At 69.9% G+C, this 24,329-nt stretch carries 24 protein-coding genes; 7 read left to right on the top strand and 17 right to left on the bottom strand.

Translation table 11 applies throughout. The features are described 5' to 3' along the window. The first annotated feature begins 6 nt into the window (after positions 1 to 6). Both ACWD12_RS25960 and trxA read left to right on the top strand, forming a co-directional pair. Positions 7 to 453 carry a MerR family transcriptional regulator gene (locus ACWD12_RS25960; RefSeq protein ID WP_358354916.1) on the top strand — a complete coding sequence of 149 codons (447 nt, stop codon included), beginning with the start codon at positions 7 to 9 and terminating at the stop codon, positions 451 to 453. After that, a complete protein-coding gene (gene trxA / locus ACWD12_RS25955) occupies positions 450 to 770 on the top strand; it encodes a thioredoxin (RefSeq protein ID WP_358354914.1) in 321 nt (106 codons plus the stop codon). The genes ACWD12_RS25960 and trxA overlap by 4 nt, the downstream gene beginning before the upstream one ends. Before the next feature lie 37 nt (positions 771 to 807). On the opposite strand, the gene ACWD12_RS25950 is transcribed toward trxA, so the two are convergent. From ACWD12_RS25950 to ACWD12_RS25940, 3 genes are all read right to left on the bottom strand, one after another. Beyond that, positions 808 to 1,293 (bottom strand): GNAT family N-acetyltransferase, encoded by a 486-nt coding sequence (locus ACWD12_RS25950; RefSeq protein ID WP_450101648.1) that lies wholly within the window; start codon positions 1,291 to 1,293, stop codon positions 808 to 810. Between the two features lie 5 nt (positions 1,294 to 1,298). Next, on the bottom strand, positions 1,299 to 1,469 hold the full coding sequence (locus ACWD12_RS25945; RefSeq protein WP_450101556.1) for a hypothetical protein: 171 nt from the start codon (positions 1,467 to 1,469) through the stop codon (positions 1,299 to 1,301). Between the two features lie 61 nt (positions 1,470 to 1,530). Beyond that, positions 1,531 to 5,304, bottom strand: a complete 3,774-nt coding sequence (locus ACWD12_RS25940; protein WP_450101647.1) for a replicative DNA helicase — start codon at positions 5,302 to 5,304, stop codon at positions 1,531 to 1,533. A gap of 541 nt (positions 5,305 to 5,845) precedes the next feature. On the opposite strand from ACWD12_RS25940, the gene ACWD12_RS25935 reads away from it, so the two are divergent. Next, positions 5,846 to 7,222: an MATE family efflux transporter gene (locus ACWD12_RS25935; RefSeq protein ID WP_435839061.1), complete on the top strand. Its 1,377-nt coding sequence runs from the start codon at positions 5,846 to 5,848 to the stop codon at positions 7,220 to 7,222. 112 nt (positions 7,223 to 7,334) lie between these two features. Here the strand turns inward: ACWD12_RS25935 and ACWD12_RS25930 are convergent, their stop codons facing one another. The 6 genes from ACWD12_RS25930 to rpsF all read right to left on the bottom strand — a co-directional run bounded on the left by ACWD12_RS25930 (position 7,335) and on the right by rpsF (position 11,950). Then, on the bottom strand, positions 7,335 to 9,614 hold the full coding sequence (locus tag ACWD12_RS25930) for a heavy metal translocating P-type ATPase (RefSeq protein ID WP_450101646.1): 2,280 nt from the start codon (positions 9,612 to 9,614) through the stop codon (positions 7,335 to 7,337). A gap of 180 nt (positions 9,615 to 9,794) precedes the next feature. After that, entirely contained in the window at positions 9,795 to 10,019 is a 225-nt protein-coding gene (locus ACWD12_RS25925; RefSeq protein ID WP_450101555.1) for a heavy-metal-associated domain-containing protein, read from the bottom strand. Between the two features lie 240 nt (positions 10,020 to 10,259). Next, on the bottom strand, positions 10,260 to 10,706 hold the full coding sequence (rplI, locus tag ACWD12_RS25920) for a 50S ribosomal protein L9 (RefSeq protein ID WP_358354906.1): 447 nt from the start codon (positions 10,704 to 10,706) through the stop codon (positions 10,260 to 10,262). Positions 10,707 to 10,723: 17 nt separating this feature from the next. Next, positions 10,724 to 10,960 carry a 30S ribosomal protein S18 gene (rpsR, locus tag ACWD12_RS25915; RefSeq protein ID WP_003978893.1) on the bottom strand — a complete coding sequence of 79 codons (237 nt, stop codon included), beginning with the start codon at positions 10,958 to 10,960 and terminating at the stop codon, positions 10,724 to 10,726. A 65-nt stretch (positions 10,961 to 11,025) separates the two neighbouring features. Next, complete coding sequence (locus ACWD12_RS25910; protein WP_358354900.1) at positions 11,026 to 11,604, bottom strand: single-stranded DNA-binding protein; 579 nt, start codon at positions 11,602 to 11,604, stop codon at positions 11,026 to 11,028. Between the two features lie 55 nt (positions 11,605 to 11,659). Continuing rightward, complete coding sequence (rpsF, locus tag ACWD12_RS25905; RefSeq protein ID WP_235056889.1) at positions 11,660 to 11,950, bottom strand: 30S ribosomal protein S6; 291 nt, start codon at positions 11,948 to 11,950, stop codon at positions 11,660 to 11,662. Between the two features lie 241 nt (positions 11,951 to 12,191). Between rpsF and ACWD12_RS25900 the strand changes: the two genes are divergently transcribed. Next, on the top strand, positions 12,192 to 12,509 hold the full coding sequence (locus tag ACWD12_RS25900; protein ID WP_450101554.1) for a hypothetical protein: 318 nt from the start codon (positions 12,192 to 12,194) through the stop codon (positions 12,507 to 12,509). Positions 12,510 to 12,595: 86 nt separating this feature from the next. On the opposite strand, the gene urtE is transcribed toward ACWD12_RS25900, so the two are convergent. From urtE to urtA, 5 genes are all read right to left on the bottom strand, one after another. Then, entirely contained in the window at positions 12,596 to 13,291 is a 696-nt protein-coding gene (urtE, locus tag ACWD12_RS25895; protein ID WP_450101553.1) for an urea ABC transporter ATP-binding subunit UrtE, read from the bottom strand. After that, positions 13,291 to 14,115, bottom strand: a complete 825-nt coding sequence (gene urtD, locus ACWD12_RS25890) for an urea ABC transporter ATP-binding protein UrtD (RefSeq protein ID WP_450101552.1) — start codon at positions 14,113 to 14,115, stop codon at positions 13,291 to 13,293. Before urtD ends, urtE begins: the two co-directional genes overlap by 1 nt. After that, complete coding sequence (urtC, locus tag ACWD12_RS25885) at positions 14,112 to 15,416, bottom strand: urea ABC transporter permease subunit UrtC (protein WP_450101551.1); 1,305 nt, start codon at positions 15,414 to 15,416, stop codon at positions 14,112 to 14,114. The genes urtD and urtC overlap by 4 nt, the downstream gene beginning before the upstream one ends. Beyond that, on the bottom strand, positions 15,413 to 16,291 hold the full coding sequence (urtB, locus tag ACWD12_RS25880) for an urea ABC transporter permease subunit UrtB (RefSeq protein WP_358354888.1): 879 nt from the start codon (positions 16,289 to 16,291) through the stop codon (positions 15,413 to 15,415). Before urtB ends, urtC begins: the two co-directional genes overlap by 4 nt. 135 nt (positions 16,292 to 16,426) lie before the next feature. Next, entirely contained in the window at positions 16,427 to 17,671 is a 1,245-nt protein-coding gene (gene urtA, locus ACWD12_RS25875) for an urea ABC transporter substrate-binding protein (protein ID WP_450101550.1), read from the bottom strand. A gap of 205 nt (positions 17,672 to 17,876) precedes the next feature. Here urtA and ACWD12_RS25870 point away from each other — a divergent pair, with 205 nt between their 5' ends. The 3 genes from ACWD12_RS25870 to ACWD12_RS25860 all read left to right on the top strand — a co-directional run bounded on the left by ACWD12_RS25870 (position 17,877) and on the right by ACWD12_RS25860 (position 20,666). Further along, the gene (locus tag ACWD12_RS25870; RefSeq protein ID WP_450101549.1) at positions 17,877 to 18,995 is read left to right on the top strand and encodes a lipid II:glycine glycyltransferase FemX; all 1,119 of its coding nucleotides are present in this window, start codon (positions 17,877 to 17,879) and stop codon (positions 18,993 to 18,995) included. Between the two features lie 83 nt (positions 18,996 to 19,078). Next, positions 19,079 to 20,110, top strand: a complete 1,032-nt coding sequence (locus ACWD12_RS25865; protein ID WP_450101548.1) for an alanine racemase — start codon at positions 19,079 to 19,081, stop codon at positions 20,108 to 20,110. A gap of 37 nt (positions 20,111 to 20,147) precedes the next feature. After that, on the top strand, positions 20,148 to 20,666 hold the full coding sequence (locus tag ACWD12_RS25860) for a nitroreductase/quinone reductase family protein (RefSeq protein WP_450101547.1): 519 nt from the start codon (positions 20,148 to 20,150) through the stop codon (positions 20,664 to 20,666). Here the strand turns inward: ACWD12_RS25860 and ACWD12_RS25855 are convergent. From ACWD12_RS25855 to ACWD12_RS25845, 3 genes are all read right to left on the bottom strand, one after another. After that, on the bottom strand, positions 20,659 to 21,345 hold the full coding sequence (locus ACWD12_RS25855) for an LppU/SCO3897 family protein (protein WP_450101546.1): 687 nt from the start codon (positions 21,343 to 21,345) through the stop codon (positions 20,659 to 20,661). The two genes, ACWD12_RS25860 and ACWD12_RS25855, sit on opposite strands and share 8 nt — an antisense overlap. Before the next feature lie 71 nt (positions 21,346 to 21,416). Further along, entirely contained in the window at positions 21,417 to 22,631 is a 1,215-nt protein-coding gene (locus ACWD12_RS25850) for a glycosyltransferase family 39 protein (RefSeq protein WP_450101545.1), read from the bottom strand. A 42-nt stretch (positions 22,632 to 22,673) separates the two neighbouring features. After that, positions 22,674 to 24,218 carry a glycosyltransferase family 87 protein gene (locus ACWD12_RS25845; protein ID WP_450101544.1) on the bottom strand — a complete coding sequence of 515 codons (1,545 nt, stop codon included), beginning with the start codon at positions 24,216 to 24,218 and terminating at the stop codon, positions 22,674 to 22,676. Positions 24,219 to 24,329 lie beyond the last annotated feature (111 nt).

Raw genomic sequence — 24,329 nt, 5'->3', positions numbered from 1 at the left:
GCGCTCATGCGCATCGGAGAACTGGCCGAACGGGCGGGCACCACCACCCGCACGCTTCGCTACTACGAGGCGCGCGGACTGCTCCCGGCGCGGCGCACCGTCAACGGCTACCGCGAGTACGACGAGGACGACCTGCGGCTCCTGCACCAGATCCGGACGCTGCAGGACTTCGGCTTCGAACTGGAGGACACCCGTCCTTTCGTGGAATGCCTCCAGGCCGGCCACCCCGCGGGCGACTCCTGCCCGGCCTCCCTCGACGTCTACCGCGCCAAGCTCGCCGAACTCGACCTCTGCATCGACCGCATGATGCGGGTGCGCGCCGAGGTCGCCGTCCAACTGGCCCGCGCCGAAGTGGAGGCCGCCGCGCGTACGCCGGGCGGCCCCGACCCCAAGTGCGAGCTGGCGCCGTGCGACTCCGCCGCGCTCTCCCCTCGAAAGGACCCCGTCCCGTGAGCACTCTCTCCCCCGTCACCGACGCCACCTTCGCCGACGAGGTGCTGGCCTCCGACACTCCCGTCCTGGTCGACTTCACCGCGGCGTGGTGCGGCCCGTGCCGCATGATCGACCCGGTGCTCGGCGACATCGCCGCCGAGGAGTCCCGCTTCCGCATCGTGAGCCTCGACGTGGACGCCAACCCGGAGACGACCGCCGCCTACGGCGTGCTCTCCATGCCCACGCTCATGCTCTTCCGCGCGGGCGAGCCGGTGAAGTCCCTGGTCGGAGCCCGCCCCAAGCGCCGCCTCCTGGCCGAACTGGACGAGGTGCTTTAGACCGACGAGGCGCTCCCTATACCCGACGAGGCGCTCGCTAAGCCGTCGACGTTCTCTGCGCCGTTGCCGCCCCGCCCACGGTGAACCGCAGTTCGGGCCGCTCCCAGGTCACCTTGGGCGGCTGCGGGGGCAGCACGGCGACGCGTACCGCGCCCATGCGCACGTAGAACTGCTCGGCGGGCGGGTGCGACACGACCCGGACGTGGTCCGCCCCCGCGTCGTGCGCCCGATGCAGCATGTGGTCCACGAGCCGCCTGCCGACGCCCAGCCCTTGGGCCCGGTCGGCGACGAACATCAGGTCCAGTTCCGGGGGTTCCAGCAGCAGCCCGTAGAAACCGAGCAGCGCCCCGTCGCCCTCCGCCTCGGCGAGGTAGACGGGGTTCTGCGCGATGTAGTCCGGGGCCACCTCGTAGCCGTCGATGATCGAGGCGTACTCCCCTTGGTAGGCGCTGAGTTCGTGCATCAGCCGGGTCAACCCGCCGGCCTCGTCGGGCCGCGCCCGGCGAACGCGCACCGTCACCACGGACCTCACCGGCTGTCCTTCCGCCGCGGCATCACCGCCGACACGCACGTCCCCCCGTCGGCCGCGAACCCCACATCCTCGTGCGCCCGGCACCAGGCGGACGTACCCGGCGCCGCCGGATCAAGGACGTACGTCTCCGCCGACGACGGCAACCCCAGCGGCACAGTCTGAACCATGCCCCCATCCTCCCCCGCCCGACCGACAGCCGCCGACCCATGCGCCGGCCCAGTTCCGCGATCAGCCCTGCTGCATGTCCACGAAGCGGGAGTAATGGCCCTGGAACGCCACGGTGATGGTCGCGGTCGGACCGTTACGGTGCTTCGCCACGATCAGGTCCGCCTCCCCCGCACGCGGTGACTCCTTCTCGTACGCATCCTCACGGTGCAAAAGGATCACCATGTCCGCATCCTGCTCGATGCTGTTGTGGACGTTGATCCCGTTTGCCACGAAGTTGTGGCTGCCCAGCACCGTCGCGTCGAAGACCGGCTCGACTCCCAGCGTCTCGATCTCCACGACTTCATCCCAGAAGGCATCACTGGTCGCCAGCAGTCCGAGGTCTGCGTCGGCCAGGATCGCCGCTACTGCGGCGAGCCGCGATCGGCTCGGACTCGGCTTGTGGAAGGCACTGCCGCAGTATTGGGTGCCAACCGCCGCTTGCAGCGCCCGTGTTGTCACGCGCTGCTCGACCATCTGGGCACGCACCCGCTCCCATACCTGGCGCGGCACGGTGTCGAGGTTCGTGTTGGCCTTGACTCCGTCGAGACGAGCGGCCGCATCCACGCACTTCTGGGCGCGGGCGCCGTGTACCCCGACCTCGGTGATGAAGCGCCGTTGGTCATCGGCGCCGGAGACGTCGACCGTCCAGCCCGTACGTCCGTTCTTGTGTTGAACGGTCCGCAGTCTGGCGCGCACGTCGACGCGCAGCAGAAGCATCTGCAAGTCCTCGGCCAGCCGGCGGCTACTTGTGGCGTAGTAGACGCGGACGGGGCGCGAGCCCGATGCGCCGACCGTGACGGACCCGTCCGTCGCCCACAGGTGTCGGAGGAACAAGCGGATCTGCTCGTCAGGCAGCGAGAACACCTCGGGCGGCAAGAACTTCTCGTACGACCGCTTGCCATACAGGCCGAAGCCGTCGAGCCACGCGGCGATGGGGTTTCGGCGACCATGTGTCAGGCGCTGCGGCGACGGCAGGTAGACGTGCGTCCACGTGTCCTGGGCGACCCGTCGCGGCGTGACGCCGAAGTGCGCCGCGGCGGTCTCGACCGCGACCAGGTTCGCCTCGTCCTCGCTTGTGTAGTGGATCGGCTGCCTGGGGGCGACACAGCCGTCGCCGATCAGGTGCGCCAGCATCACGATCTCGGGCTCGGCCATCGGCGTGGACTCGAGCGGGGGATCGAGACGGCGCGGCACCGACAGCCGGTCCCCCACCGCCAGCTCGCCAAGCGGCTTCCACCCGTCGTACGTCAGGAACGGGTGGTTCGCCGTCGCCTTGATCTCGCGCCCCGAGGCGAGCCGAAGCCGGAACACCTGCTTCGTCCCACTCGGGAAGACGTGCGTCATCGTGCGGGGAACCATGCGCAGGTGTTCGTCCATGGACCACACGGGGATGTCGCGTTCCCCCGACTCCAACAGCTCGCCGAGCGTGACCTCCGCGTTGGTGTCGGCTCGCAACACGCGCGTGTCGGCGGTCAGGCAGCCGGACTCACGCAGGTCGGACACCATGGGCTTTTTGTCGGTTCGCTGTTCGGGGCCTCGGTTGAGCTGGGACAGGGCGATGACCGGGACTTCGAGTTCCTTGGCGAGGAGCTTCAGATTTCGCGACATCTCGGAGACCTCCTGCTGGCGGCTCTCCGCGCGGCGGCTGCCGCCGCCGGTCATCAGCTGGAGGTAGTCGATGACGACGAGGCGAAGGTCGTTGCGCTGCTTGAGGCGTCGGCACTTCGCACGGATCTCCATCATGGAGAGGTTCGGCGAGTCGTCGATGTAGAGCGGCGCCGCGCTCACGTCCGGCATGCGCCGGGCGAGCCGGGTCCAGTCCTCGTCGGTCATGTTGCCCGAGCGCATGTGGTGCAGCGCGACCCGCGCCTCGGCGGACAGCAGACGCATCGCGATCTCGTTGCGCCCCATTTCGAGCGAGAAGATCACACTCGGCAAATTGTGCCGAATTGAGCATGCCCGCGCGAAGTCCAGGGCGAGTGTCGAGTTGTGGGTGGGGATCCAGCTCTTCCCCGCCAGGTACATGTGGTCGGCGTTGTCGACCTGGACGCAGCGGACCGGCACGGACTCGATCGGGCGTACGTCGGTGATGAAGCGCATCCGCGTCGTGGGGTAGGCGCGGGTCGCCTGCCGAGCAAGCTTGCGAGGAAGGCGGAACACCGGTTCACACGGGGTGAACGTGATGCGGTAGCAGGTCGAGGACACTTCGCTCCGGCCACGAACAGCCTTGGTACGCATGGACGCCTGGTGGCCCAGGCTGAGCACGAGTTCGAGCACGTCCTCCGCGAGACGCCGGTTGGTGACCGCGAACTGGACCGTACCGGACGGAGAGGTGTAGCCGTCGGTGTCCAGCAACCCGGAGAGCAGCGCGCGGCGTTGGTCTTCGGACGCGCGCAGATACTCAGCCGGAATGTGCTTGTCGCCGAGAACACCGAGGGTCCGCAGGATCGCCTGGACGCTGCCGTACCCATCGCGGCATTCGGCGCACAGCGCCAGGCCCGTGGACGCGCGTCCGCAGTCGGGGCAACGCGGCCCGGGGACCGGTGCCGAGACGAACCGAGCCTTGCCACCACAGCTTTGACCGCAGGTACGCACCTGGGCGGTCCTCGGCTGGAAGGCGCGGCCGCACACGACACAGGTACGGGCGGGCAGTGGCGCTCGCTCGGGCAACCGCAGCGAGTAGTTGAGCGCAGTCTGCTTGTCGACGCGGAGGCCTTCGGCGCGGAGTTCGGCGACGATCTCCTCGTCGGTCGTGGTGATGCAGGCCGACTTCGTATGGCCGTCGCCCAGCCAGCACCCCAGGGCGTACGGTGACAGCGGCAGATCTCGTTCGGGCATTTGGAGCGCGGACGCGACACGAACCGCGTGGTTGTGTCGTCGGTCGCCGGTGTCGCAGTGCAGAGTTGCGGCGATCTGGCGCGTGGTGGTCACTGCTGCTGCGACCGGCCGGTGCTTCGGGCCCACGGAACCTGTCAGGACGGCCTGCGCCGAACGCCGGGCGGCGCGGGTTTCGGTGAGCCACTGGTGCTCCGCGTCGGCGACGATGACGGTGCCGTCCGAGAACACCACCTCGTAGCAGGGACGGTTGACCATGACATCCGTGGCGGCGACCACCTTTGTCGCCCGGCCGTCGGCCCCGACAAGGAAGTCGCCGACGCGGACCTCGCCCATCGTCGTCCAGCCGCCGGGCGTGGGCAGCGGTGTCTCCAGGGCCAAGGCCTTGCCCATGGCGGGGCGGGCGGCGATGACGATCATTTGGCCGGGGTGGAGGCCGTTGGTGAGGGCGTCGAGGTCGGTGAAGCCGGTGGGGACGCCGGACATCTGGCCGTTGCGGGAGCCGATGGCCTCGATCTCGTCGAGGGCGCCTTCCATGATGTCGGCGAGGGGGGCGTAGTCCTCGCTGGTGCGCTGCTCGGTGACGGCGTAGACCTCGGCCTGGGCGCCGTTGACGATCTCGTCGACGTCGCCGTCGGCGGCGTAGCCCATCTGGACGATGCGGGTGCCCGCTTCGACGAGGCGGCGCAGGACGGCCTGTTCGCGGACGATGCGGGCGTAGTACTCGGCGTTGGCGGCGGTGGGGACCGAGGAGATGAGGGTGTGGAGGTACGGGGCCCCGCCGACGCGGCCGATCTCGCCGCGCTTGGTGAGCTCCGCCGCGACGGTGACGGCGTCGGCCGGCTCGCCGCGGGCGTAGAGGTCGAGGACGGCGTTGTAGACCATCTCGTGCGCCGGGCGGTAGAAGTCGATCGGCTTGAGGTTCTCGACGACGTCGGCGATCGCGTCCTTCGAAAGCATCATGCCGCCGAGGACGGACTGCTCGGCGGCGATGTCCTGGGGCGGTGTGCGCTCGAAGCCCTCGCGGGTGGGGGGAGCGTCCTCGTACTCCGAGACACTCATGCCGTGCTTCCTTCCTCGGCGTCGGGACACGGCGTGCGCCCGGACCCTCCGGGGGCGCCTGGTGGTCCTGCTCTTTCATACGGCAACGGGCCGACAAAACGGCCGCACCACGCGTTGTGCAGTCCCTCACCGTAAGGGTGGACCCGGCCTCGGCCAACGCCGTCGTCCACAGGGGGTGTGGATAACTGTGGAAAGTCTGTGGACCGACACCGCCGCAGCTGTGCACAACCTGTGCGCAGAGCGCCGGACAAGCATTGTCCACAGCTGTGGAAACCGGGCCTGACCTGGGGTTTCTCTATCCACCGCCTGTGCATGTGAAAAACTTCCGGTCCGATGGACCGGCAATCGCCCCGCGTATGTGGACAACCACCGCCCGCAGCCACAAGTAATGACCATAGATGGATTGTGATCATTACCTGTGGATGACTACCGTGGACAAGTGCACACCCCCCTCGAAAGCGACCCGCGACCCCGCCCCGACCTGCGACGACAGGTCGGCCGCGCGCAGGACCGGGAGATCCTGCGGCTCGCCGTACCGGCCTTCTTCGCGCTGGTCGCGGAGCCGCTGTTCATCCTCGCGGACGCCGCGATCGTCGGGCACCTGGGCACCCCCGAGCTGGCCGGCCTCGGCATCGCGGGCACGGTCCTCAGCACACTGGTCAACCTGTGCGTGTTCCTCGCGTACGCGACGACCGCGAGCGTGGCGCGCCTGGTCGGCGCCGGTGACCGGCGCGGCGCGATCCGCCAGGGTGTGGACGGCGTCTGGCTGGCGGCCCTGATCGGAGCCGCGCTGCTGGTGGTGGGAGCGGTGGCCGCGCCGTGGATCGTGGACGCGTTCGACGCGTCCGCGACCGCCGCCCCGCACGCGACGACCTACCTGCGGATCAGCAGCCTCGGCATCCCGGCGATGCTCATCGTGCTCGCCGCCACCGGCGTGCTGCGCGGGCTCCAGGACACCCGCACCCCGCTCGTCGTCGCCGTCGCCGGGTTCGGTGCGAACCTCGTGCTCAACCTCGCCCTCGTCTACGGCGCCGACCTCGGCATCGCCGGATCCGCGTGGGGCACGGTGATCGCCCAGTGGGCGATGGCCGCGGCGTACCTCGTGGTCGTGGTGCGCGGCGCGCGCAGCCACGACGCCCGCCTCACCCCCGACTTCGCGGGCATAAAGGCCTCCGCCGCGGCGGGCACGCCCTTGTTCGTACGCACCGTCAGCCTGCGCGCCATCCTGGTCGTCGGCGCGGTCGCGGCGACCCGCATGGGCGACACCGAGATCGCGTCGCACCAGGTGGCCTGGCAGATATGGACGTTCCTCGCCTTTGCGCTCGACGCCCTGGCGATAGCGGCACAGGCGATCGTGGGGCGCGCGCTGGGCGCGGGCGACGTCGCGGGCGCGCGCTCCGCGACCCGGCGGATGCTCATGTGGAGCGTGTGGACGGGCGTGGTGTTCGCCGTCCTGATCGTGGCCGCCCGGCCGCTCTACATCCCGCTGTTCACCGGCGACCCCGCGGTACGCGACCTGCTCGGCCTGGTCCTGCTCGCCGCCGCCGCGCTGCAGCCGCTCGCCGGGCCGGTGTTCGTCCTCGACGGCGTCCTGATAGGCGCGGGCGACGGCCGGTTCCTGGCCTGGATGATGCCGGCCGTGCTGCTCGTGTTCCTGGCCACCGTCGCGGTCGTCCTCGGGCTGGGCGGCGGCCTCGTGGCGCTGTGGTGGTGGGGTGTCGGAGCGTTCATGGTCACGCGCCTGGTCCTGCTCGGCTGGCGGGCGCGCGGCGACGCGTGGCTGGTCACGGGGGCGAGCGTACGGAAGTCCGGCTGACGCACGGCCCGCACCGCGAAGCCCGGTCGCCGAGACCGTCGGTGACGACGACCCCGGCAACCGGGCTTGACCCTCTCGGCGACGGCTCGCCCGCCGCCGGGTCGGGCGGCACTCAGCCCGCGGCCGGGACTGCCTCGCGCTGCTCAGCGGCGGCCACGTCGCCGCGTACGCCCGTCTCCGGCGCCGTCGACTTGAACCCCCGCAGCCGCAGCGAGTTGCCGACCACGAACACCGACGAGAAGGCCATCGCGGCCCCCGCGATCATCGGGTTGAGCAGCCCCGCCACCGCCAGCGGGATCGCGGCGACGTTGTAGGCGAACGCCCAGAACAGGTTCGTCTTGATCGTCCGCAGCGTCGACCGGGACAACCGGATCGCGTCGACCGCGGCGCCCAGGTCGCCGCGCACCAGAGTGAGGTCGGCCGCCTCGATGGCCGCGTCGGTGCCCGTGCCCATCGCGAGCCCGAGGTCCGCGGTGGCCAGCGCCGCGGCGTCGTTGACGCCGTCGCCGACCATCGCGACGACGCGTCCCTCGGCCTGGAGCGCCTTGACCGCGTCGACCTTGCCGGCCGGCAGCACCCCGGCGATGACCTCGTCGATGCCGACCTGCGCCGCCACGGACCGCGCGGCCCGCTCGTTGTCGCCGGTCAACAGCACCGGGGTCAGCCCCAGTTCGCGCAGTCCGGCGATTGCCGCCGCGGAGGTGGGCTTGACGGTGTCCGACGTGACGAGCACGCCGCGCACCCCGCCGTCCCAGGCCACCGCGATCGCGGTACGCCCCGCGTCCTCGGCCTCGTCCAACGCCGCCGCCAGTTCCGCCGGCAGCGCCAGCCCCCAGTCCGCGAGCAGCGCCGGGCGTCCCGCGACGACCGCGTGGCCCTCGACGACACCCTCGACGCCGAGGCCTTCGCGGTTCGTGAAGCCCTCGACCGGCGGCAGCGTCCCGTGCCGCTCGGCCGCCGCGGCGGCGATGGCCTTGGCGATCGGGTGCTCGCTGGCGTACTCCACCGCGCCGGCCAGGCGCAGCAGTTCGTCGGCGTCGCCGCCGTCGACCGGGACCGTGGCGACCAGCGCCATGCGTCCCGTGGTGACGGTGCCGGTCTTGTCGAGCAGGACGGTGTCGGCGCCACGGGTGTTCTCCAGGACCTCGGGGCCCTTGATCAGGACGCCGAGTTGCGCGCCGCGGCCGGTGCCCACCAGCAGGGCGACCGGGGTGGCCAGGCCGAGGGCGCACGGGCAGGCGATGACGAGCACGGCGACCGCCGCGGTGAAGGCCGCGGTGGCCCCTTCGCCGCTGCCGAGCCAGAAGCCGAGCGTGGCGACGGCCAGCGCGATCACGATCGGCACGAAGACGCCGGAGATGCGGTCGGCGAGCCGCTGGACGGCGGCCTTGCCGGTCTGCGCGTCGGTGATCAGCCGTGCCATCTGCGCGAGTTGCGTGTCGGCACCGACCTTGGTGGCGCGTACGACGAGGCGTCCGCCCGCATTGATGGTGGCGCCGGTGACGTTGTCGCCCGGACGCACCTCGACCGGCACCGACTCGCCGGTCAGCATGGACGCGTCGACCGCCGACGAACCCTCGGCCACCACGCCGTCGGTGGCGATCTTCTCGCCGGGACGCACCACGAACCGGTCGCCGACCGCGAGGCGGTCGACCGGGATGCGCTCCTCGCGGCCGTCCGCGCGCAGCACGGACACCTCGCGGGCACCGAGTTCGAGCAGCGCCTTGAGTGCGGCGCCCGCCTTGCGCTTGGAACGGGCCTCGAAGTAGCGGCCGGCGAGGATGAACGCGATGACGCCGGACGCGGCCTCGAGGTAGATCTCGGCGTGTCCGCCCCCCGCGGTGAAGCTGAACGCCATGGTCATGCCGGGTTCGCCCATGCCGCCGATGAACAGCGCGTACAGCGACCAGATGAAGGCCGCGAGCGTGCCGAGCGAGACGAGGGTGTCCATGGTCGCGGTGCCGTGCCGCAGGTTCTTCGCGGCGGCCTTGTGGAACGGGAACCCGCCCCACACCACCACGGGTGCCGCGAGCGCGAGCACCAGCCACTGCCAGAACCGGAATTGCAGCGGCGGGATCATCGAGAGGGCGATCACCGGCACGGTGAGCAGCGCGCTGTAGACCAGGCGCTCGCGCAGCGTCCGCAGTTCGGCGTCCTTGCCGTCGTCGGCGCGGTCGCCGTCCCCGGCCGCGCCGCCGGACGGTCCGGGCTCGTCGCGTACGGGGGTCGCGCTGTAGCCGGCCGCCTCGACCGCCTTGACCAGGTCGGCCGGGTCGAGGGCGGCGGGGTAGGTGACGGTGGCCTTCTCCAGGGCGAAGTTGACGGTGGCCTCGACCCCGTCCAGCTTGTTGAGCTTGCGCTCGATGCGGTTCGCGCACGAGGAGCAGGTCATCCCGCCGAGAGCGAGGTCGATGCGCGCGGCGTTTGCGGAGTCTGCCTGCGGCGGGGTGGTCACTGTTCCTCCTCGGTGACGCTCAGGACGATCGTTCTGCCCTGCTACATATCCCTACGGGGTAGGGGTACCCGGGGAGCAGAATCCCGGGCACCTCTCGGCGGCCTGGCGGCCCCGGGGTCAGGAGATGACCTTGGCCCCGTCCACGGCGGAGTAACCCGCCTCCGCGACCGCCGCCCGGACCGCGTCGCGGTCGACGTCGCCGTCCGACGACACGGTCAGCAGGCCGCTCGCCAGCTCCACCCGCACGTCCCGGACGCCGGGGACCTCGGAGACCTCCTCCTGCACGGACGAGACGCAGTGGCCACAGGTCATGCCGGTTACGGTGAAGGTCGCGGTGCTCATGACGGTGCCCTTTCCGGAGATGGTGCGGGATCCGGCGTACGCCCGATCCCCTGCCCTACTGAAACTATACCCCCTAGGGGTATCAAGCAAGCCCGGGGCCCGCCGCCCTGTCCAACGAGCGGGGACGGGCCGGGAAAGGCCCCGGCACGAAACGCCCCCGGAGCGGGTGAGCGGACCCGGGAAAGGCCGAAGGCCCGGAGCTCCTGTAGGAGCTCCGGGCCTTCAGGGGGTGCGGTCAGGTCAGGCCGAAACGACGTCGAGGTCGAGAGCGGCGGAGACCTCCGGGTGGAGGCGGACCGTGACCCGGTGCGTGCCGAGGGTCTTGATCGGCGCACCGAGCTCGACACGGCGCTTGTCCAGGTCCGGACCACCGGCGGCCTTGATCGCGGATGCGACGTCGGCGACGGTGACGGATCCGAACAGGCGCCCGCTTTCGCCGGCACGGGTCGCGAGCTTCACCTTGAGACCGGTGAGCTGCGCCTTGACCTCGTTCGCCTGGTCCAGGTTCTTGATCTCGCGGACCTTGCGGGCACGGCGGATGGAGGCGACCTCCTTCTCACCGCCCTTGGACCAGCGGATCGCGAACCCGCGCGGGATGAGGTAGTTGCGGCCGTAGCCGTCCTTGACCTCGATGATGTCGCCGGGCTCGCCGAGCCCGGTGACCTCGTGCGTGAGGATGAGCTTCATGTCAAGTCCACCCTCTCTCAGCGCGCCGTGCTGGTGTACGGCAGCAGCGCCATCTCACGGCTGTTCTTGACGGCCGTGGCGACGTCACGCTGGTGCTGCGTGCAGTTGCCGGTCACGCGACGGGCACGGATCTTGCCGCGGTCGGAAATGAACTTCCGCAGCAGGTTCGTGTCCTTGTAGTCGACGTAGGAGATCTTCTCCTTGCAGAACACGCAAACCTTCTTCTTCGGCTTGCGCGCAGGCGGCTTCGCCATTGCTTTCTCTCCAGATCAAGAAGTCTTCGTCCGGACGTGCGCGGCACGGGGGCCGCGCGGGCGTCCTAGAACGGGGGTTCGTCCGTGTAGCCGCCGGGCTGGGGACCCCAGCCGCCGCCTCCGCCACCGGTGTTGCCACCTGCGGGGGACGACCACGGGTCGTCGGCCGGCGCGGGGTTGCCCGACGGAGGACCGCCGTAGCCACCCTGCTGGCCGCCGCCCTGCGGACCGCCGTAACCACCGCCGCGGTTGTACTGACCACCACCGCCGCCGCCACCCCGGCCGGCCTTCGTGACCTTCGCGGTCGCGAACTTGAGCGAGGGGCCGATCTCGTCGACCTCCAGCTCGTAGGCCGTCCGGTTCTCGCCTTCCTTGGTCTGGTACGACCGCTGCTTGAGGCGTCCCTGGACGATGACCTGCATGCCCTTCTGCAAGGACTCGGCCACGTTCTCGGCCGCCTGCCGCCAGACCGAGCAGCGGAGGAACAGCGCTTCGCCGTCCTTCCACTCGTTGGTCTGCCGGTCGAACGTCCGCGGCGTGGAGGCCACGGTGAAGTTCGCGACGGCCGCGCCGCTGGGGGTGAAGCGCAATTCAGGGTCGGCGGTCAGATTCCCGACCACGGTGATGACGGTGTCGCCTGCCATGCCTTACCTTCCCCTGCGCCTTGATGACGGTGTCGTCGGTATCCGCTGCGAGTGGTTACCGCTGGTCGGGACGCAGCACCTTCGTGCGCATGACCGACTCGTTGAGGTTCATCTGGCGGTCGAGTTCCTTGATGACCGCGGGCTCCGCGGCCAGGTCCACGACGGCGTAGATGCCCTCGGACTTCTTCTTGATCTCGTACGAGAGCCGGCGACGGCCCCACGTGTCGACCTTCTCGACCTTGCCGCCGCCGTTGCGGACGACGTTCAGGAACTGCTCGAGCAGCGGCGAGACCGCACGCTCTTCGAGGTCCGGGTCGAGGATGACCATGAGCTCGTAGTTACGCATGAAAACACCCACCTCCTATGGACTGATACGGCCACGGAATCTCCGTGACAGGAGGGCTTTGCGTAGACCGCGGCAGCCGGGCACACCACCCCGTGAGGGTGGCAACCATGGCGCTGCGGACGGTACAGCGTACCCGGCGCGGCGCTATCTGTTGAAATCCGCCGTGCGGCGGATGCACCCTGTGGTAGGGAGATCACGGACAAATCGTCCGTACCCCCGTGTCTACCATCGGAGGTGCGAGATGGCTCAGACCATGCGCCGCGGCCCGTTGGCCGCCCTCAACCTCGAAACGATCAACCGCGTCCATGACGACAGGCCGCACACCAAGGAGAACGCCCTCGCGGCGGCGACCGTGGTGTTCGGCGTCGTAGCCATCGTGTGCGCGTTTTTCCCGAGCATGCACATCCTCGGCGCCTGGAGCGGTCTCGCCGGCGTGCTCGTGGGCCTCGGCGGCCAGATGATCTCGGCGACGACCCTGGAGCGGTTCGTGCTGGTCATCGGGCTCGGCGGGGCGGCCGTGGGCCTGTTCATCAACATGGCCAACGGCGGCTTGTACTAACTCTCTGCAATCAGTCCGCTGCAGCGGCCCCGCAGTGGCCGCGTCCGCCATTGGCACGGACGCGGCCGCCTGCGCGCGGGAGGCACCTACACCGCGAGCAACCGCTGGACGCCCTCGTCCGCCAGTTCGGCCCCCGCCCCCTCGTGCACGACGACGCCCGCGTCCAGCACGGTGAAGCGGTCGGCCAGCCGCATCGCGAAGTCGAGGTACTGCTCGACGAGCAGCACCGCGAGTCCGCGCTCCTTGTGCAGTTGCTCGATCACGTCCTCGATCTCGGCGACGATCGACGGCTGGATTCCCTCGGTCGGCTCGTCGAGGATCAGCATGCGCGGGCGCGTCACCAGCGCCCGCGCGATCGCGAGCTGCTGCTGCTGGCCGCCGGAGAGGAATCCGGCACGCCGCCTGAGCAGCGGCCGCAGCCGCGGGAACACGTCGAGCGCCTCGTCGATGACCCCGCGGTCCTTGGCGCCGCCGGCCTCCCAGGTCACCCGGAGGTTCTCCGCCACCGTGAGTTGCGCGAACGACTCGTGGCCCTGGGGCACATAGCCCATCCCGAGGCGGACCCGCTGGTGTGTGGACAGCTTGGTGATGTCGTGGCCGTCGAACACGACCGTGCCGCCGCGCGTGGGCAGGACGCCCATCACGGCGTTGAGCAGCGTCGTCTTGCCGACGCCGTTGCGGCCCATGACGCAGGTCAGCGACCCGGCGGCCACCGCGAGGTCGACGCCGAACAGCACCTGGGCGCGGCCGTACGCCACTTCGAGGCCGGTCACCTCCAGCATCAGGCCACCCCTTCCCGCACCGCGCCGCTGTCCACCGCGCCGTCCTCGCCGCCCACGAGCACCGGCTCGGCCGCCCTGGTGTCGCGCGAGCGGCCCAGATAGACCTCCTGCACCTTGGGGTCGGCCTGCACCTGCGCCATGTCGCCCTCGGTGAGAACGCGGCCTTCGTGCAGCACGGTCACCGCGGAGGCGTACGTACGCACGAACTCCATGTCGTGTTCGATCACCACCACCGTGCGGTCCCGCGCGATCTCGGCGAGCAGTTCGCCGGTCCGCTCGCGCTCCTCGCGCGACATGCCGGCCACCGGCTCGTCGAGCAGCAGCAGACGCGGCTCCTGGGCCAGCAGCATCGCGATCTCCAGCCACTGGCGCTGCCCGTGGGAGAGCACCGCGGCCGGGCGTTCGGCGAGGTCGAGCAGGCCGGCCCGCTCCAGGACGGAGCCCACGATGTCGGTGCGCGCCCTGCGCCGCCGCAGCAGCGCCGGAAGCCGCATGCGGAAGCTGGCCGCGAGGTCGACGTTCTCCTCGACGGTCAACTCCTCGAACACCACGGCGGTCTGGAACGTGCGGCCGACGCCGAGCCGGACCACCTGGTGCTCGCGCTTGCCGACGAGTTCCTTGCCGGCGAACACGACGCTGCCCTCGGTGGGCCGGGTCAGGCCGGTGACGACGTCCACCAGCGTCGTCTTCCCGGCGCCGTTGGGGCCGATGAGGAACCGCAGTTCGCCCTCGGCGACGGACAGGTCGATGCCGTCGATCGCGCGGAAACCGTCGAAGACCACGGAGAGCCCGCTGATCTTCAGCAGCGGCTCGGTGCCGGTCATGCGACCACCTCCGTCTTCTCGTCCGACACGCTCGGTGCGGGCCGCGGGACGCGGCGTTCGGGGCCGGGTTGCCGCGGGCCGTCCGACCGGCGGTTGCCCAGGCGGCGGGCCTGCTCGGCGGCGAAGTCGCGTATCTGGCCCGCCACTCCGATGACGCCCTTGGGCGCGTACGCCATCACCGCGATGAACAGCGCGCCCTGGAGGTAGAGCCAGCCTCCCGCCCAGTTCTCCGAGAACGTGGTCTTGGCGTAGTTGAGCAGCACCGCGCCCAGGACCGCCCCGGCCAGGGCGTAGCGCCCGCCGACCGCGACCGCGAAGACCAGTTCGAGCGACGGTACGACGCCGAGCAGCGCCGGCGAGATGATGCCGACCACCGGGACGAACAGCGCGCCGGCGATGCCCGCCGAGATCGCGGACAGCGTGAAGGCGACCGTCTTGACGACCGCCGGGTCGTAGCCGAGGAACCGCACGCGGTCCTCGCCGTCGCGCACCGCGATCAGCAGGCGTCCGAACCGGCTGGCGACCAACTGCCGGAATCCCAGGTAGAGCAGCCCGAGCACGGTCGCGACGGCGAAGTAGAGCACCCGCTTGTCCGCGTCGTCGGCCAGGTCCAGGCCGAAGAACGTGCTGAAGTTGGTCAGTCCGTTGGTGCCGCCTGTCAGGCCCTGTTCGCCGACGAGCCAGATGACGAAGGCCGCGGCGAGCGCCTGGGTGAGGATGGCGAAGTACGCGCCGCGCACCCGCCGCCCGAACACGAGCAGGCCCAGCAGCGCCGCGATCGTCCCCGGCAGCAGCACCACCATGAGGATCGCGAACCACGGCTGACGGAACGGCTCCCACAGCATGGGCAGTTCCTCGACGCCGCTCCACACCATGAAGTCGGGCAGTTCGCCCGGGCCCGCCTCGGCGAGTTTGAGGTGCATGGCCATCGCGTAGCCGCCCAGGCCGAAGAACACCCCTTGGCCGAGGGTGAGCATGCCGCCCTTGCCCCACGCGAGGCCGATGCCGAGCGCGGCGATGGCGAAGCACAGGTACTTCGCGAGGAGTTCGAGCCGGAACGGGGACAGCGTCGCGGGGGCGACGGCGAAGACCAGCAGGGCGACGGCGACGAAGCCGATCGGGCCGTGCCACTTCGTGGTGCCGGACCTGAGTCGGCGTACGAGCGGCTCGCGCGTCCCCGAACCGCCCTTCCCCGACCCGTTCTTGGGCGCGGTCGAGGCGGTCGACGCGGTCGACGCGGAGGACGTGGTGGACGTGTTGCTCTCGGGCCCGCCGTTCGCGGACCGTGCGCCGCCCGTCATGTCAGCTTCCTGGAGCGCAGCACGAACAGACCCTGCGGTCGCAGTTGGAGGAACGCGATGATCACGGCGAAGACCACCACCTTGGCGAGTGAAGCGTCGGACCAGAACTCGACATAGCTGTTGACGAGGCCGAGGACGAACGCGGCGATCACCGCGCCCTGGAGTCGTCCGAGGCCGCCCGCGACGACCACGAGGAACGCGTCGACGATGTAGTAGGTCCCCAGGGCCGGGCCGACGGGGCCGATGAGGGTGAGCGCCACGCCGGCGACACCCGCGAGGCCGGAGCCGATGAAGAACGTGCGCTGGTCGACGCGCGAGGTCGCGATGCCGCTGCACGCGGCGAGCTGGCGGTTCTGCATCACGGCCTGCATGCGGCGGCCCTGCTTGGTGCGGGCCAGGTAGAACCAGATGGCCACGACGCACACCACGGCAAGGGTGAAGATGAAGACGCGGGCGTAGGGCAGCCGGATGCCGAGCCACTCGCCGCCGCCGACGAGCCAAGTGGGCGCCTTGACCTGCACGTTAGGGGCGCCGAAGAGGTCGCGCGCCACCTGCTGGAGGACCAGGCTCACGCCCCAGGTCAGCAGCAGCGTGTCGAGCGGACGGCCGTAGAAGCGCCGGATGAGCGTACGTTCCAGGACGAGGCCCATGAGCCCCGCGACCGCGAACGCGACCGGCAGCGCGACCAGGACGGCCTGGCGGCCCGCCCAGTCCTGGAGCATGTAGGCGGTGTACGCGCCGGCCATGATGAATTCGCCGTGCGCCATGTTGATGACGCCCATCTGACCGAACGTGAATGTCAGGCCGAGGGCGATGAGGAGCAGCACCGCGCCGATGGAGAGTCCGATCGGCAATTGGTTCATGAAGGCGTTCAACGGATCTCCCTTTTCCTCCGGACCCCGCCGAATCCCCCGAGATCCGGGACGGTGGAATCCGCCGGCGCCCGGCCGGACTCCGCCCCGGGAACGGGCCGCGGAGTCCGGCGGGCGCTGCGGTGGATCAGCGGGCGGTCAGGACAGGTCCTTGGCCCACGGGTATTCCTTGAGGTACGGGTCCGGCTTGACGGGCTCCCCGGAACTCCACACCTCCTTGATGAGTCCGTCGTCCTGGACGATTCCGATGCGCGCGGTCTTGTAGACGTGCTGGGTCGCGCCGTCGATCGTGACCTTGCCTTCGGGTGCGTCGATCGACACGCCGTCGCACGCCTTCTTGACGGCTTCCGGGTCGAAACTCCCCGCCTTCTCGACCGCGGCCTTCCACAGGTAGACCGAGTTGTAGCCGGCTTCCATGGGGTCGGAAGTCACCTTGTCCGCACCGTACTTCGCCTTGTAGGCGGCGACGAATTCGGTGTTCCGCGCGCCTTCGGTGGTCTGGTAGTAGTTCCAGGCCACCGGCTGGCCCTTGAGGTAGTCCGGGCCGATGCCGCGGACCTCCTCCTCGGCGACGCTGACCGAGAGCACCGGCATCTGCTCGGCGCCGATCCCCGTGCTGCGGAGCTGCTTGAAGAAGGCCACGTTGCTGTCGCCGTTGAGGGTGTTGAACACGGCGTCGGGCTTGGCCTGGGCGACCTTGTTGATGACGGTGCTGTACTCGGTGTGGCCGAGCGGCGTGTACTCCTCGCCGACGACCTCCATGCCGTTCGCCGCGGCGTACGCCTTGATGATCTTGTTGGCGGTACGCGGGAACACGTAGTCGCTGCCCACCAAGAAAATCTTCTTCTTGCCCTGGGCCTTCAGGTAGTCGAGGCCGGGCACGATCTGCTGGTTGGTGGTGGCGCCGGTGTAGAAGATGTAGGGCGAGGATTCCAGGCCCTCGTACTGCACCGGGTAGAACAGCAGCTGCTTGTTCTTCTCGAAGACCGGCAGCATCGCCTTGCGGCTCGCCGAGGTCCATCCGCCGAACGTGACGGCGACCTTGTCCTTCGAGATCAGCTTCTCCGCCTTCTCGGCGAAGGTCGGCCAGTCGGAGGCGCCGTCCTCGGTGACCGCGGAGATCTTCTTGCCGAGGACACCGCCCTTGGCGTTGATCTCCTCGATCGCCAGCAGGACCGAGTCCTTGACGGTGACCTCGGAAATGGCCATCGTGCCGCTGAGGGAATGCAGCACGCCGACCTTCACGGTGTCGCCGCTGGTGTCCGCTCCGGCCGATCCCTTCGACGTACTCTCATCGGACGCACAGGCCGTGGTCGCGAGAGCGACGGCGAGGGAAACGGCCGCGAGTCTGGCGGCACGTCTGCCCAGGGATATTCTTCGCACGCGTCAGGGCTCCTTATTCCAGGGGATGACGCCCATGAGTGTTGCGACGCGCGGTTTCTTTGCTGATTCGCGATTGTTAATCGCTGATTGCCAAACGCGCATGGCCGATTACCGACTGTTTGCCCGGATCTGCTCGCCGCTGCACCCGCAGGGCCCGCGGCCGAGTAACCTCTGACTCGGCCGAACCGATCCGAGGAGCCTGTCGATGACCCTGCGCCTGAGGTCGCTCACCCGGGATGAACACCTCACCTTCATCAAGGGCAAGCCCTCCGTGAGCTTCCTCCAATGCCCCTCGTGGGGTGACGTGAAGAGCGAGTGGCGGAGCGAGAGCATCGGCTGGATCGACGAGACCGGTTCGGTCGTCGGTGCCGCCGAGGTGCTGTACCGCCAACTGCCCAAGATCAAGCGGTATCTCGCGTACATGCCCGAGGGGCCGGTGATCGACTGGTTCGACGGGGACCTGCGGCGCTGGCTCGACCCGATGCTCGCGCACCTGAAGTCGCAGGGCGCCTTCTCGGTGAAGATGGGCCCGCCGGTCGTCGTCAACCGCTGGGAGTCGGAGACCATCAAGAAGGCGATCGCGGCCAAGTCCGCGCGTCGCCTCCGCGACCTCCCCCCGGACTGGACCGACGAGCGGGCCGCCGACGTCAACCGCCAGCTGCGGCGGCTCGGCTGGCTCCAGGACCAGACCGCGGGCGCCGGCTTCGGCGACGTCCAGCCGCGCTACGTCTTCCAGGTGCCGCTGATGCGCCGCTCGCTCGACGACGTGCACTCCGGCTTCAACCAGCTGTGGCGCCGCAACATCAAGAAGGCCGCCAAGGCCGGCGTCGAGGTGGTCCAGGGCGGCCGCGAGGACCTGAAGACCTTCCACGAGGTCTACAAGGTCACCGCGGTGCGCGACCACTTCACCCCGCGCCCGCTCCCCTACTTCAAACGCATGTGGGACGTCCTTAACGCCGAGGACCCCGAGCGCATGCGCCTGTACCTCGCCAAGCACGAGGGCGAGGTGCTTGCCTCCACCACGATGGTGACGGTGGGGGACCACGTCTGGTATTCGTACGGTGCGTCCGCCAACCACAAGCGTGAGGTGCGGCCGTCGAACGCGATCCAGTGGCGCATGCTGCGGGACGCGTACGCCCTCGGCGCCTCGGTCTACGACCTGCGCGGCATCAGCGACACGCTCGACGAGAACGATCACCTGTTCGGCCTCATCCAGTTCAAGCTGGGCACCGGCGGCCAGGCGGTCGAATACCTCGGCGAGTGGGACTTCCCGCTCAACAAGGTGCTGCACAAGGCGCTCGACCTCTACATGTCGCGCCGCTGACCCGGCCGGCACCCCGCAAGGCACCGCAGAGCACGGGAACAAGCACCGGGACGAGCACCGGTCCGAGCAAGAAAGGCCCGCCGATGTCGCTTTCGCTGTACGTCGACTCCGCACGCTGGCGCAAGCACATCGACCAAGTGCGCGACACCCACCCCGGCATAGTCCCGGTCATGAAGGGCAACGGGTACGGCTTCGACAACGCCCGCCTCGCCGACGAGGCGTCGCGCATGGCGGTGGACACCATCGCCGTCGGCACGACGTACGAAGCGGCCCGCCTCAAGGACCACTTCGACGGGCGCGTCATGGTGCTCACGCCGTACCTGCGCGGCGAGGACGCCGTGCCGCTGCCGGACCGGGTGATCCGCACGGTCTCGTCCGTGCAGGGCGCCCGCGACCTGGTCGGCAGCCGCGTCGTCATCAGCTGCATGACCAGCATGAAGCGCGACGGGGTCACCGAGGAGGACCTCGTCGCGCTGCGCGGTTCGCTGGACGGAGTGCGCCTGGAGGGCTTCTCGGTCCACCTGCCGCTCGACCACCCGGACGGCACCGACCCGGCCACCGAGGTCGTGGCCTGGGTGGAGCGCCTGCGCGCGGCACGGCTGCCGGTGCACACGATGTTCGTCAGCCACGTCTCGGCGGCCGGCCTCGCGTTGTTGCAGCAGCGTTTCCCCGACACGGTGTTCCGACCGCGCATCGGGACCGACCTGTGGCTCGGCGACCACGACGCGCTGATCGCCCGCGGCACCGTGCTGGACGTCGTGCCGATCGCGCGCGGCGAACGCTACGGCTACCGCCAGCGCAAGGCGCCCGCCGACGGCCACCTGCTGGTGGTCAGCGGCGGTACGGCGCACGGCGTCGGCTTGGAGGCGCCCAAGACGGTGCGCGGTGTGATGCCGCGCGCCAAGGGCGTCGCCCGCGCCGGGCTGGCGACCGTGAACCGCACGCTCTCGCCGTTCAGTTGGGCGGGCAAGCAGCGGTGGTTCGCCGAGCCGCCGCACATGCAGGTGAGCCTGCTGTTCCTGGCGGGCGACGTGCAACCGCCGCGTCCCGGCGAGGAACTGGACGCGGAACTGCGCCACACCACAACGCACTTCGACCGCGTCGTCCTGCAATAGCGGCAGGGCTCGCGGACGTCCCCGGGGAGGCGGACCGATGGGCTTGTACGCGCGTGGCCTCAGGCGACTGGGACACACTCGGTGGCTGGCGGCCTTGGGGCCGCGCCTGGTCGCCGCGGATCGCAAGGTGCAGCGGCGCACCCGCGGACGCATGTCCGTGATGGGCCGCGGTTTCACCCAACTACTGCTGACCACGACGGGGCGGCGCAGTGGGCAGGCCCGCGTCTCGCCGCTGATCTACGCGGCGGCGGACGGCGGATTCGTGGTCGCCGGAACGAACTTCGGACAGCGGCACCACCCGGCGTGGACCGGGAACCTGCTCGCCGAACCGGCCGCGGTCGTCTCGGTCGACGGCCGGGAGACACCCGTGCGGGCCCGGCTGGTGCCCGACGCCGGGCCCGAGCGGGAGCGCCTGTGGGCCGCGATGCTGCGGGTGTGGCCCGCGTACGACACCTATGCGCGCCGCGCGGGCCGCCCCATCCGGCTGTTCCTGCTGGAACCGGCGGACGGGGCGGCCGACGGGACGGCGAACGGACCGGCCCCGCGGGCTACTTGACGCCTTCGATGCCGGCCGCGGCAAGCTCCTCGCGGAGCTCGTCCAACTGGCCCTGGGGCATCGACGCCTGGAACGCGCTGAAGTCGGCGGAGGTGGTGTTCTTGGTGATCGTCAGGCACAGGACGCCGTCGTTGCCGCCCTTCCAACGCACCGAGAGAATCGCTCCCTTGTCGGTGATCTCCGGCGCGTCGCACTTGCTCCGGTCGCTGGAGTCCTCGAAGTTCTCGATCACGCGGAACGCGGCATTGGCGTCGCCGCAGTCGGTGATCTTGGGATCCTTGGCCTTCGCCGTGATGCAGTCGCCCGGCTTGGCGTTGGCCGCGCTGTCCTTGCCGACGACGTACCCGATCACGCCCAGGATCACGACAAGGCCCACGATGCCGCCCACGATCCACGGCCACTTCTTGCGGCGACGCGGCTCCATGTAGCCCATCGGCGCACCCGGGTACTGCTGGGGGTACGGCTGCTGCGGCGGGTAGGGCTGCTGGCCCGGCTGCTGCGGGTACGGCGGCTGACCGCCGTACGGCTGCTGCGGGGGCGGCCCGCCCGGCTGCTGCGGATAGGGCTGCTGACCTCCGTACTGCGGCGGCTGCTGACCGCCATACTGCGGCGGCGGCTGCTGCCCATACGGGTTCTGGTCGCCGGGACCGGACTGACCGGGGCCGAAGGGATTCGACATGCGTGGCTCCGTGGGTGCTGGATGCGCCGTGGGACTTCGGTGTGAGCGGCCAGACTAGATGATCGGAAAAACTACCCGGCCCAACGTCCCGCACCGAACAGCAGCGCGAAAACCACAGCAAATGGTGCAATGAGCGCCAAATAGGCGGTGAATGCCGCCTTATGACGCATCGTCACCTGCGCCAGCACGATCCACAGCGGCCACCACAGCAGCGTGGCCCGCGGAACCGAGAAGTAGGCGCTCGAGATCCCCAGCGACGCGACCGTCAGACCGATGTACGTCGCCTCCGCCCACCGCCGCTTGCGCAGCAGGTACACGGTGAGCACCACACCCACCGCGACCGCCAGCATCTCCCAGCGGTACATCCACGTGAAGCCGAGGATCGTGCCCTGCCCCGTGGTGAACGCCCGGTCCCAGGTGTTGGTGAACGCGTCGATCGGGCCGACCAGATGCCGGTCCCAGCCGGTCGCCTGCGCGCTGTTCCAGGCCGTCCAGTCGCCGGTGCGCCGGTACAGGAAGCCCATGTAGATGAGCACCGGGAGCCCGCCGACGACCAGCCAAGGCGCGTCCTTCCACCGGCGGCGCCCGTCCGTCGCGGTCAGGAACTCGACCACCAGCGCCGCTAGCAAGAACGCCCCGCTGACGCGTACGAACAACGAGGCCGCCGCCAGGATCCCCGCCCAGTGCCACACGCCGCGCTTGGCGCACAGCCACGCGCCGAGCGCCAGCATGAGGAACAGCGCTTCCGTGTAGCCCGCCGCCAGGAAGACCGCGGACGGCGACAGCAGCAGGAGCAGCACCGCGCGTTCGCCGGTCCCCGACGGGTTCTCCAGTCCCGCGATGCGCGACAGCAGCACCATGGCGACGCCGCCGCACACGAACGAGATGAGCAGTCCTGCGACGACCCAGTTCCCCACGACCATGTGCACGGCCTTGAGGAGGTAGGGGAATCCGGGGAAGAACGCCTCCAGCGGGACCGGCGGTCCGGCCTTCGGGTTCCCGTCGTAGCCGAACTCCGCGATGGTCCGGAAGTGCCGGAAGTCCCAGCGGTCCCAGGTGTCGAGGTAGCCGGTGGGCTGACTGGCGCCCTCGGCCGCGAAGATCCAACCGGACGCCCCGACCAGCAGGAACATCGCCGGCCGCGTCACCAGCCACACCGCGAGCGCGGCACGGTCGTCACGCGACGGCATGCGGAGCCACCGCAGCAGCGCCGCGCCGAGGCGGCCCCCGGGCGCCGCGGGCGGCTTCGCGGTGTCGGTGTCCGGCTCGGCGTCCGTACTGGTCACGCGGCCCGTTCTCCCTGTCGTTGCTCGCTGTCGTGCGGTGGGCTACGTGGAGATCTTGCCGGGCAGGTCGCCGGTGGCGCCGCGCGGGCCCACCGGAACGGCCTGGCGCGCGTTGTCGAGGCTGTCCTCGTCGTCCTCGTAGCCGCGGCCGTACCAGTCCGCGCGCCGACCGGGGACGAACGCCAGGACGTCCGGCGCGCGGTCGAGCACGCCGCCCGACGGGTCGTCGCTGCCGTCGCGGCGTACCGGGTCGCGGTCCGGCCACAGGATGTCGCGGACCACGAGCGCCGAGATGTACAGGATGCCGAGCAGGTGGATCAGGATCACCACGTGGTAGGCGTTCTGCGACAGGCCCTTCGAGCCGTCGCCGCCCGCGTACGACTCGATGTACAGCCACACGCCGAGGAAGTAGATGACCTCGCACGCCTGCCAGATGAGTACGTCGCGCCAGCGCGGCCGGGCCAGCACCACCAGCGGCAGCAGCCACAGGACGTACTGCGGCGAGTAGACCTTGTTGGTGAACAGGAACGCCGCGACGATCAGGAAGGCGAGCTGTGCGAAGCGCGGCCTGCGCGGTGCGCACAGCGCCAGCGCGCCGATGCCGACCGCCATGGCGATCAGCAGGCCGGACACCCACGCGTTGAGCGTGTCGATGGGCATCGCCTCGCCGCGCTGCTGCAGGATCAGCCACAGCGACCCGAAGTCGGCGCCGCGCTCCTGGCTGAAGGTGTAGAAGAGCTTCCAGCCCTCCCGGATCTTGAAGCCGCCGTCGGTCGGCTCCAGCATGATCGGCAGGTTGACGACCAGCCACGCGGCGACCGCGGCGCCCGTGACCTTCGCGAAGTCGACGAGTTTGCCCGCTCTCAGGCACAACAGGAACAACGGCCCCAGCAACAGCACCGGATACAGCTTCGCGGCGGTCGCCAGTCCGATCAGAATGCCCGCCAGCACGACGTTTCTGCGTGCCCACGCCATCATCGCGACGGCCGTGATGGCGACCGCGACCATGTCCCAGTTGATGATGCCGTTGAGCGCCAGGACCGGGGCGGTCGCGACAATCGCGGCATCCCAGAACCTTCGCCCGGATGTTCGGGCGACCGCCACCACGACCACGACCGCACAGGCCATCATGATCAACGCGTTGACCATGACGAACAGCTTCTTCTCGTCGTTCAGGTCGCCGCCGAACTCGCGCGCGACCACCCCGGCGAAGTACATGACGCCGCCGGTGAGGACGGGGTACTCGAGGTACTCCATGCCCTCGTCCGGCGTCTTCTCGAAATACGGCACCGTGCCGTCCGCGAAGCCGCGGCCCTGGTAGAGGTGCGGCATGTCGCTGTAGCAGGCCTTCGAGTACTGCGAGCCGACGCCGAACCACGCGCCGTCGTAGCACGGCTTCTTCTGCACGAGCCCCAGCGCGAAGGTCACCACGGCGAGCAGGATCAGCACCCGCGTGGCGTTCCACCAGCTGCTGTTCGGTCCGAACCGGATCCGCTTCCCGGCGGGTCCGCCCACGACCTCACTGCCGGTACGCACGACCGGGTCGTCGTGCGAGGGCAGGACGGGCTCGGTCGGATTCGGCATCATGCCGCCAATCCTCTCGCAGGGGCACGGGTGCTCTGGCACATCGGCTTACGCGTGTGCCCCACCGCGCGGGCGGCGGGGCACAGCGATCGTACGGGGCGGCGTGGCGCCCGG

The sequence above is a fragment of the Streptodolium elevatio genome, assembly GCF_053592165.1.
The sequence above is the reverse complement of the archived record's forward strand: the minus strand, read 5'-3'. Positions and strand labels throughout refer to the sequence as shown.